Consider the following 9,205-nt stretch of genomic DNA (forward strand, 5'->3'; position numbering starts at 1 on the left):
GGCCCGAGGTGTCGACCGCCTGTCCGGCGTCTGGGCGGAAAAGCCGTGCGGCCGCCGCGGGGCGCTTCGTAAGGTCGCGGGCATGTCGATCTTCATGGTGATCCGCCGTGCGCGCGTCCGGGCAGGCGCGCGCGTCACGACGCGACTGGGGATGGCACCCGCTCCGCGCTGACTGGGCCGCCCGCGTCGTCGAGCAGGCGCCCGTGCGACCGGGCGACCTCGTGCTCGACCTGGGCGCCGGGGACGGCGCGCTGACCCGCCCGCTGCTCGATGCGGGCGCACGCGTGCTGGCGGTCGAGCTGCACCCCGGCCGCGCTGCTGCCCTGCGCCGCCGGTTCGCCGACGCCCCGGTGACGGTCGTGACGCACGACCTCGCCGACCTGCGCCTGCCGCGCCGTCCGTTCCGCGTCGTGTCGAGCCCGCCGTACCAGCTGTCCACGGGGCTGCTCTGCGCCCTGCTCGGGACCGACCGGCTGCTCTCGGCCGACCTCGTGCTGCAGCGCGCCGCAGCGCGGAGGCTCGCCGACGCCCCGCCGGGCGCGCGCCACGCGCGCCGGTTCGTGCTCGACGTCGGCGCGCCCGTGCCGCGGCGCGCGTTCCGACCCCCGCCGCGAGTGGACTCCGCCGTCCTGCGCGTCCGCCGTCGCTGATCGGGGACGACCTCGGCAGGAGCAGTACTACCTCGCGGGATCCGGTACTACCTCGGCGGGCGGGGCTGGGGCAGGATCGGGTCATGGTGACCCTCGGCTGCATCCTCGCGCCCTACGGCAACCCGCCCTCGCGGTTCGTCCCGTTCGCCCGCACCGCCGAGGCCGCCGGCCTCGACGAGGTGTGGCTGTGGGAGGACTGCTTCCTCGAGTCCGGCCCGTCCGCGGCCGCGGCGATGCTGAGCGCCACCGAGCACCTGCGCGTCGGGATCGGCGTGATGCCGCTGCCGCTGCGCAACGTGGCCCTCACGGCGATGGAGACGGCGACGCTCGACGGCATGTTCCCCGGCCGGTTCGTGCCGGGCGTCGGGCACGGCGTGCAGGACTGGATGGGCCAGGTCGGGGCGCGCGTCGCGTCGCCGCTGACGCTCATGCGGGAGCAGGTCACCGCCCTGCGCGCGCTGCTCGCCGGGGAGCGCGTCACGACGTCCGGCCGCTACGTGACGCTCGACGACGTCGCGCTCGACTGGCCGCCCGCCGTCGCGCCCCTCGTCGTCGCGGCGGCGAAGGGGCCGAAGACCCTGCGGCTGGTGGGCGAGGTCGCCCAGGGGGTGGTCATCGACGGCGACTCGGGCGTCTCCGGGGCCCGTCGGGCGGTCGCGCTCGTGGACGAGGGGCGCGCTGCCGCCGGCCTGCCGCCGGTCGCCGGGTCAGCGCCCGAGGGCGAGCACCCGTTCCGGACGGTCGCGTTCGCCCAGGTCGCCACCGGGGACGGCGCGGCCGACCGGCTGCGCCGGTCCCTCGCCCGGTGGGACGTCGACGCGACGTCCGACGACGTGCTCGCCGACCACGCCAGCTGGGGGTCCGCGGAGGAGGTCGCCGACGGGCTGCGCCGCTACGTCGCGCTCGGCGCCACGACCGTCGTCGCGCAGCCGACCCTGGACGAGCCGGACCTCGACGGCTTCGCGGCGTTCCTCGGCGAGGAGGTCGCGCCCCTGCTGCGGTAGGCGTCAGCCCGCGGTGCGCGGGATCGTCCGCGTCCACCGCCGCTCGAAGACGACCTCGTCGCCGTCGCGCGCCACCACCTCGTTCTCGGTGCGGAAGGCGTGCTCGTCGCAGGTGATCTCCGACCGGGTGACGACGCTCGCGTCCCAGCCGTCGGTCATCCCCGCGGGCAGCGGGCCGCCGGCGCCGCGGCGCAGCCGCACGGTCCAGTCCGAGCGGGTCCGCGCGCTCGTGGCGTCCCGGCCGATCCAGTACCGCTCGAGGGCGTCCTCGGTGAACTCGAGCCCGTCGGGGTAGGTGCGGGTGCCGCCGTAGCGCGGGTCGACCTCGAGCAGCCACCGGCCCTCGGCGACGTCGCGCACCACCCGGCGCTCCGGGCGGGCCTCGTCCGCCTCGCCGAAGACGACGCCGAGCGGCGGCGCCTGCTCGGGCTCCTCGAAGACGACGGGCGGGTGCGACGACGCGCGGTCGTGCACGGGCAGCTCCAGCGCGCCGTCGCCGACCGCGACGGCGAGCACGGCGTCCCCCGGCTGCGGCCAGACCCACGGCCAGTAGGCGGAGGACACCGCCAGGCGGAGCCGGTGGCCGGGCGCCAGCGCGTAGCCGGTCCCGGTGAGCTCGAACGTCACCTCCTCGGTGGCGCCCGGCGTCCACGGCACGGCCCGGTCGCGGCCGTGCCGGGCGGACAGGTTGAGCACGCCGCGCGTGACCAGCGTCGACGCGCCGTCCGGCCCGACGTCGCACAGCCGCGCCACGACCTGCCCCTTCTCCCCCGAGCACGTGAGCCGCAGCCGCACGCGCGCCCGGCCGAGGATCTCCAGCGGGGCGGTCAGCGGGTCGGAGTCGAAACAGAGGGACCGCCCGTCCTCCTCCCGCTGGTCGGGCGGCAGGTCGGCGTCGTTGCCGAACGGGAAGAACCGGCCGGCGTCCACGCCCGTGTGCGACGGCGAGTCCACCAGCCACGACGTCGGGACGGGGTGCCCGTCGGCGAGCGCTCCGACCGTCGGCGCCGTCGTCCGCAGGCCGCCCTCGGGAGGATCGTCGGCGCCCGCGGCCACGAGCGGCAGCTCGCGGGCGAGCACGTGCGGCGACGGCCACGTCGGCTCGCCCACCCACCGGCCGGGCAGCTCGTCGTAGACGGTGGCGGGCGGCACGGACTCGCTGATCCACGCGCGCAGCGGCGGGTCGTCGAGGACGCCGCGGTCGGCGCCCTTGAGCCAGTGGTCCCACCAGCGCAGCGTCTCCTGCAGAAAGCCGATGGCCGGCCCGGGCGGCAGGCCGCGGTCGGGGTACTGGTGCGACCACGGGCCGAGGATGCCGCGCACCGGGGCGCGCAGGGCGCCGTCGTCGCCCGCCGCGGCGAGCCGGAGCACCGTGTCGCGGTAGGGGTCGTTCCAGCCGCCGACGGCGAGGACCGCGGCCGAGATCGGCGAGTAGTCCTCGATGACGCTGCCGTGCCGCCAGTAGTCGTCGCGGGTCTGGTGGTCCAGCCAGGTGTGGACGAACGGCTCCGTGCGCTCGAGCCGCTCGAGCCACTGCGCGCGCCAGCCCTCCCCCACGTACGCCGGGTCCGGCGGGCGCGAGCAGAACGCGAGCATCGTGGCAGCCCACGCGTGCATGTCGACGGCCAGCACGGAGCCGCCCGTGTAGTGCACGTCGTTGTCGTAGCGGTCGTCGGTGGAGCACACCGTGACGATCGCCTTGAGCGGCTCGGGGGCGAGCGCCGCGATCTGGAGCGAGTTGAAGCCGCCCCACGAGATGCCGAACATGCCGACCGCGCCGTCGCACCAGTCCTGCGCCGCCAGCCACTCCACGACGGCCACCCCGTCGGCGAGCTCCGTGGGCGAGTACTCGTCGTCCTGGAAGCCGTCGGAGTTGCCGCTGCCACGGATGTCCACCCGCACCGACGCGTAGCCGTGCCCGGCGTAGTACGGGTGGCGCTGGGCGTCGCGGGGGGCGGTCCAGTCGGACAGCCGGTAGGGCAGGTACTCCAGGATCGCCGGGACGGGCGTGGGGTCGACGGGCCGCCAGACGCGGGCCGCGAGGCGCGTGCCGTCCGCCAGGGGGATCCAGTGGTCCTCGACGCGGGTCTCGTGGGGCAGGTCGGTGACGTATCGCATGGTGTCCTCCGGGAGGTCGCGCGGGCTCAGTGGACGGGGTGCATGGTGCGCTTCATCCATGGCGACAGGGCGAGGACGACGACGGCGACGATCACGGGCACGGCGCCGTTGACGGCGAAGTAGACCCCGTCGGGGACCTCGCCGTAGAAGCGGACCGTCTGGGCCTGGATGCCGTTGGCCAGCGCGATGGACAGGAACCACACCGCCATCGACTGGCTGGAGAACGCGAGCGGGGCGAGCTTCGTCGTGGCGGACAGGCCGGTGGTCTGCAGCAGCACGTCGCCCAGGCCGAGCAGCAGCAGCGAGACGAGCATCCACCAGACGGCGATCCGCCAGTCGCCGGACTGCCCGCTCACGGCGGGGACGAGGACCAGGTAGGACAGGCCGCCGAGCAGGGCGCCGAACGCGACCTTCTTCGAGGCGTGCGGCTGCCGCGGCCCGAGCCAGGTCCACAGCGCGGCGACGAGCGGGGCGACCAGCACCTCCGCCGCGCCGAGGTAGGAGCTGAACCACGACGAGGGCACGTCCCACCCGAAGATCGTGCGGTCCACGTGGTCCTCGGCGAGCAGGATGAGCACCGAGTACGCCTGGAAGAGCACGAAGTTGAACGCGACCGACGCGATCCACAGCACGAGGAACGGGCGCAGCCGCCCACGCTCCTCGCCCGTCACGCGGGGGCTGCGGAACATCACCGTGAAGTAGACGATCGGCGCGACCATCGCGATCACGGTGAGGGCGTTGACGACGCCGTCCACGCTGAGCCGTCCGACGAGGGCGAGGACGACCAGGACGACGACGACGGCGGCCGCCGAGCCGCCGAGGATCCAGCGCGTGCGGCGCGCGACGTCGGGCGGCAGCGCCGCCTCGGCCCCGCGGCCGTAGCCGGGGATGCCGCGCCGGCCCACGACGTACTGGACCAGTCCCGCCGTCATGCCGATCGCGGCGGCGGAGAAGCCCCAGTGCCAGCCGACCTCCGCGCCCAGCCACCCGGTGACCAGCGGGCCGAAGAACGCCCCCACGTTGATGCCCATGTAGTAGAGCGCGAACCCGGCGTCGCGCCGCTCGTCGTCGGTCCGGTAGAGCTTGCCGACGAGCGTCGACACGTTGGGCTTGAGCAGCCCGGTGCCGAGGCTGATGAGCACCAGGCCGACCCACGTGGAGAACTCCGCCGGGATCGCCATCGTGTAGTGGCCCGCGGCGATGAGGATGCCGCCCCACAGCACGCTCCGGTAGGAGCCGAGGATCCGGTCCGCGATCCAGCCGCCGCCCACGGACACCAGATAGACCATCGTGCCGTAGCCGGCCGCGATCGACGCCGCGTTGCCGGGCTCCATCGCGAGGCCGTCGTCGGCGACCGACGCGGTGAAGTACAGGACGAGGATGGCCTGCATCCCGAGGAACGAGAACCGCTCCCAGACCTCGAGGCTGAACAGCGTGGCCAGTCCGCGCGGGTGGCCGAAGAACGACCTGTCGTGCGGCTCGCGCTCGGGTCTCGGTTCGACGGCGGCGGCGTCCTCGGTGGTCACAGGCTCTCCAGGGTTCGGGGACAGGTCCGGCCGCGAGCCGGCCACGTCACGCCTGGCCCGGGCCGGCCGTCGACCCTACCTGTCGTCCTCCCGCCAGGGTCTCACCGCCCGGCCGGTGGGACCCGTCGAACCGTCACGCCGCCGCGAGCCGGCGCCGCAGCCCGTCGCGGACGTCCGGCCACTCGTCGTCGACGATCGAGAAGTACGCGGTGTCCCCCACCGTGCCGTCGGCGGCGACGCGGTGCTTGCGCAGCACGCCCTCGGGCTTCGCGCCGAGGCGCTGGATGGCCGCGCACGAGCGCATGTTGCGCGAGTCGGCGCGCAGCGCGACGCGGCGCATCCCCCACTCCTCGAACGCGTGCCGCAGCAGCAGGAGCTTGCACGCGGGGTTGGTCGTGCCGCCCCACCAGTCGCGCCCGTAGAAGGTGGTGCCGATCTCCACGCGGCGCGGCCCGGGGGCCAGCTCGTAGAAGCGCGTGGACCCGCGGACCGCGCCGTCGTCGCCCACGACGGCGAACGCCATCGTGCCGGGCGTGGCGACCCCGGCGTCGATCCACGCCTCGAGGTCGGCGACGGTCGTCGGGACGGGCGAGGTCATGCCGAACCAGAGGTCGGCGTCGACGAGGGGGAGCAGCGCCGCGGCGTGCTGCGGGCCGAGGGGCTCCAGGCGCACGCCGTGGCCGGCGAGGACGAGGTCGTGGGTCACCGCCCCATCCTCGCCGACCATGCACCTGGGCACGTTCTCGCGCCGCATTGCGAGCACATCCGCATGCTCGGCGCAGGATGGGGGTCATGGACGACGCCCTGCACGAGATGACCGCCGCCCGGCTGCGCGACCTGCTGCGCGCGGGCGAGCTCACGCCGACCGAGGTGGCCGACCACTTCCTGGCCCGGATCGAGCGCGCCAACCACGCGCTGGGGGCCTTCGTCAGCGTCACCCCCGGGGCGGCGCGCGAGCGGGCGGCGCGCCTCGAGCGCGACGGCGCGGAGGCCCGGGGCGTGCTGTGGGGGCTGCCCGGCGGGGACAAGGACCTGTGGCTGCGGGCCGGCGTGCCCGCCGGGTTCGGCTCCCGCGCCTTCGCCGGCGACGACGCCGTGGTGGCGCCGGTGAGCGACGAGATCGTCGAGGTCCTCGACGCCGCGGGCATGGTGAGCCTCGGCCGCACGACGGCGCCCGAGCTCGGATTCCCCGCGTACACGGAGCCGCTGGCCGGGCCGGTGGCGCGCAACCCGTGGGACCCGTCGCTCGGGGCGGGCGGGTCGAGCGGGGGCGCCGCCGTCGCCGTCGCCGCGGGCCTGCTGCCCTGCGCGCCCGGGTCGGACGGCGGCGGCTCGGTGCGCATCCCCGCCGCGGCGTGCGGGGTGGTCGGGCTCAAGCCGAGCCGCGGCCTCGTCCCCGCGGGGTCGGGGCAGGAGTCGCTCGGCGGTCTGGTCGTGGACGGGCCCCTCGCCCGCACCACCGAGGACACCGCGCTGCTGCTCGAGGGGATGCTCACCCGGACGCCCGACGGGCGGGTGGCGCACCCGCTGACGCTGCGCGCGCCGTCGGCCCGCGCCGGGGAGTACCTGGCCGCGGCCCGACGCGGCGAGGTGGCGGGAGAGGGCGGCGAGGACGTGCGGGGCCGCTTCCGGATCGGCGTCACGACCGACTCCGCCTGGGACGACTTCTACGCCATCACGACGTCGGACGACGCGCGCGCCGCGCTCGACACCGGCGTGGCGACGCTCACCGGGCTCGGGCACGAGGTGGACGGCCTGTCCCTCGAGCCCGACCCGACGTACGGCCCGGCCTTCCGCACCCTGTGGATGGCGGGCGCGTCCGCGGTGCCGCTCGACGACCCCGCCCGACTCGACCGCCTCGAGCCGCTCACCCGATGGCTCATCGGCCGTGGCCGCCAGGTGCCCGCGCGCGAGCTCGCGGAGGCGCTGCGCGCCCTGACCGCCTTCGAGCGCCGGCTGGTCGCGCAGGTGTCGCGGTTCGACGCCGTCGTCACCCCCGCCCTCGCGATGACGCCCCGCCCGCTCGGCTGGTTCGACCCCGAGGACCCGGAGCGCAACTTCGAGCAGCAGTGCCAGTACACGCCGTGGACGTCGATGCTCAACGTGGCCGGCCTGCCCGCGATCACCGTGCCCACGCGGTGGACCGACGACGGGCTGCCGATGGGCGTGCAGCTGATCGGGCGGCCGGGCGGGGAGACGACGCTCCTCGCCCTCGCCGCCCAGCTCGAGGACCGGCTGCGCTGGGCGGACCGGCACCCGCCGGCCTGGTGATCAGGCGGGGATCCTCTCCGCCGCCGCGCCGTCGAGCGGCGGGTAGCTCTCGCCACCCACCCGCTCCGCCGCCGCGATGTACCCGGCCAGGGCCGAGCGCGAGCGGGCGAGCCTCGCCATCTGGTCCTCCAGGCGCCGCAGGCGGGAGCGCATCGCGGTCAGGAGCTCGACACAGCCGGGCAGCTGCGGCTCCTCGCCGACCGCGCACGGCAGGACGTAGGCGATGTCCTCGGACGACAGGCCGGCGTCGAGCAGGTGCCGGATCTGCCGCACCCGCAGCACGGCCCCCTCGTCGAACTCGCGGTAGCCGTTCGAGCGCCGGGCGACCTCCAGCAGGCCCTGGGCCTCGTAGTAGCGCAGCTGGTGCGTCCGCACGCCCGTGCGGCGGCTCAGCTCCCCGATCCGCATCCCGCTCCCCCTTGACCTTCACACCGGTATGAACGTCGACGATGCTGCCATGGTCACCAGAACCCACAAGCCGTCGCCCCCCGCCCCCGTCTCCGTCGTCGGTCTCGGCCTCATGGGTCGCGCGCTCGCCGGCGCGTTCCTCCGGGCCGGGCACCCCACCACCGTGTGGAACCGCACCGCCGCCAAGGCCGACGCCCTGGTGGCGGACGGCGCGCGCCTGGCGCCCTCGGCGGCCGCGGCGGTGCGTCCCGGCGCCCTGACGATCGTCTGCCTCACCGACGACGCCGCCGTGCGCGAGCTGATCGGCCAGGACGGCGTCGACGTCGCCGGCGCCCCGCTGGTCAACCTCACGTCCAGCAGCTCCTCGCAGGCCAGGGAGACCGCCCGGTGGGCCGCCCGACGCGGAGCGCGATACCTCGACGGCGCGATCATGGCCGTGCCCTCCGCGATCGGGACGGCGGACGCGGTCGTCCTGCACAGCGGGCCCCGGGCGGACTTCGACGCGCACGCGGCCACGCTCGCGGCGCTCGGCACCGTCACCCACCTCGGCGAGGACCCCGGGCTGGCATCCCTCTACGACGCGGCCGGCCTCACGATGATGTGGAGCGTCCTCGACGCGTGGCTGCACGGCACCGCCATGCTCCGCACGGCCGGGGTGGACGCCGCCGCCTTCGCGCCGTTCGCCCGGCAGATCGCGGAGGGCGTGGCCGGTTGGCTGCCCGGCTACGCGGAGCAGGTCGACAGCGGCAGCTTCCCGGCCGAGGCCTCCGCCCTCGAGACGGATGTGCGCGCGATGGCGCACCTCGTCGAGGAGAGCGAGGCGCTGGGCGTGAGCACCGAGCTGCCGAGACTGCTCAAGGCCGTGGCGGACCGTGGCGTCGCCGCGGGCCACGGTCACGAGCAGTACCCGGTGCTGATCGAGGAGTTCGGCCGCCCGGCGCCCTGACCTGCCGGCCGCCACCCGGAGGACCACGACCTGAGACGTCGGCGTGCGAGCCGGCGGGCACGCGCCTACGGTCGGTCTTCGAGGTCGTTCGTATGACGGAAGGAGCCCCGATGGGACTGGGAGACAAGGCCAAGCACCTCGCGGAAGAGGCCGAAGGCAAGGTCAAGGAAGCCACGGGCAAGCTCACCGGCGACGAGAGCAAGGAGGCCGAGGGCAAGGCCCAGCAGGCCAGCGCGAACCTCAAGCAGGCGGGCGACGACACCAAGGACGCGTTCAAGAAGT

At 75.4% G+C, this 9,205-nt stretch carries 9 protein-coding genes; 5 read left to right on the forward strand and 4 right to left on the reverse strand.

Annotation, left to right across the window (positions count from 1 at the left end; all coding sequences use genetic code 11):
- Nucleotides 1-107: 107 nt before the first annotated feature.
- Nucleotides 108-650, forward strand: a complete 543-nt coding sequence (locus tag ACFWEK_RS14585) for an rRNA adenine N-6-methyltransferase family protein (protein WP_430554510.1) — start codon at nucleotides 108-110, stop codon at nucleotides 648-650.
- An 83-nt stretch (nucleotides 651-733) separates the two neighbouring features.
- Nucleotides 734-1,654 (forward strand): LLM class flavin-dependent oxidoreductase, encoded by a 921-nt coding sequence (locus tag ACFWEK_RS14590; RefSeq protein WP_430554511.1) that lies wholly within the window; start codon nucleotides 734-736, stop codon nucleotides 1,652-1,654.
- A gap of 3 nt (nucleotides 1,655-1,657) precedes the next feature.
- Here the strand turns inward: ACFWEK_RS14590 and ACFWEK_RS14595 are convergent, their stop codons facing one another.
- The 3 genes from ACFWEK_RS14595 to ACFWEK_RS14605 all read right to left on the reverse strand — a co-directional run bounded on the left by ACFWEK_RS14595 (nucleotide 1,658) and on the right by ACFWEK_RS14605 (nucleotide 6,004).
- The gene (locus ACFWEK_RS14595; RefSeq protein ID WP_430554512.1) at nucleotides 1,658-3,772 is read right to left on the reverse strand and encodes a CocE/NonD family hydrolase; all 2,115 of its coding nucleotides are present in this window, start codon (nucleotides 3,770-3,772) and stop codon (nucleotides 1,658-1,660) included.
- A gap of 26 nt (nucleotides 3,773-3,798) precedes the next feature.
- Nucleotides 3,799-5,298 carry a peptide MFS transporter gene (locus ACFWEK_RS14600; protein ID WP_430554513.1) on the reverse strand — a complete coding sequence of 500 codons (1,500 nt, stop codon included), beginning with the start codon at nucleotides 5,296-5,298 and terminating at the stop codon, nucleotides 3,799-3,801.
- Between the two features lie 133 nt (nucleotides 5,299-5,431).
- Nucleotides 5,432-6,004 (reverse strand): GNAT family N-acetyltransferase, encoded by a 573-nt coding sequence (locus ACFWEK_RS14605; RefSeq protein ID WP_430546352.1) that lies wholly within the window; start codon nucleotides 6,002-6,004, stop codon nucleotides 5,432-5,434.
- 86 nt (nucleotides 6,005-6,090) lie between these two features.
- On the opposite strand from ACFWEK_RS14605, the gene ACFWEK_RS14610 reads away from it, so the two are divergent.
- Nucleotides 6,091-7,569 (forward strand): amidase, encoded by a 1,479-nt coding sequence (locus ACFWEK_RS14610; RefSeq protein WP_430554514.1) that lies wholly within the window; start codon nucleotides 6,091-6,093, stop codon nucleotides 7,567-7,569.
- On the opposite strand, the gene ACFWEK_RS14615 is transcribed toward ACFWEK_RS14610, so the two are convergent.
- Nucleotides 7,570-7,977 (reverse strand): MerR family transcriptional regulator, encoded by a 408-nt coding sequence (locus ACFWEK_RS14615; protein WP_430546354.1) that lies wholly within the window; start codon nucleotides 7,975-7,977, stop codon nucleotides 7,570-7,572.
- A 49-nt stretch (nucleotides 7,978-8,026) separates the two neighbouring features.
- Between ACFWEK_RS14615 and ACFWEK_RS14620 the strand changes: the two genes are divergently transcribed.
- Both ACFWEK_RS14620 and ACFWEK_RS14625 read left to right on the forward strand, forming a co-directional pair.
- The gene (locus ACFWEK_RS14620; protein ID WP_430554515.1) at nucleotides 8,027-8,923 is read left to right on the forward strand and encodes an NAD(P)-dependent oxidoreductase; all 897 of its coding nucleotides are present in this window, start codon (nucleotides 8,027-8,029) and stop codon (nucleotides 8,921-8,923) included.
- Nucleotides 8,924-9,033: 110 nt separating this feature from the next.
- The coding region (locus ACFWEK_RS14625) for a CsbD family protein (RefSeq protein WP_430546356.1) at nucleotides 9,034-9,205 on the forward strand (172 nt) is incomplete at its 3' end.

The organism is Isoptericola sp. NPDC060257 (genome assembly GCF_042726645.1).
Lineage (GTDB): Bacteria > Actinomycetota > Actinomycetes > Actinomycetales > Cellulomonadaceae > Isoptericola > Isoptericola nanjingensis.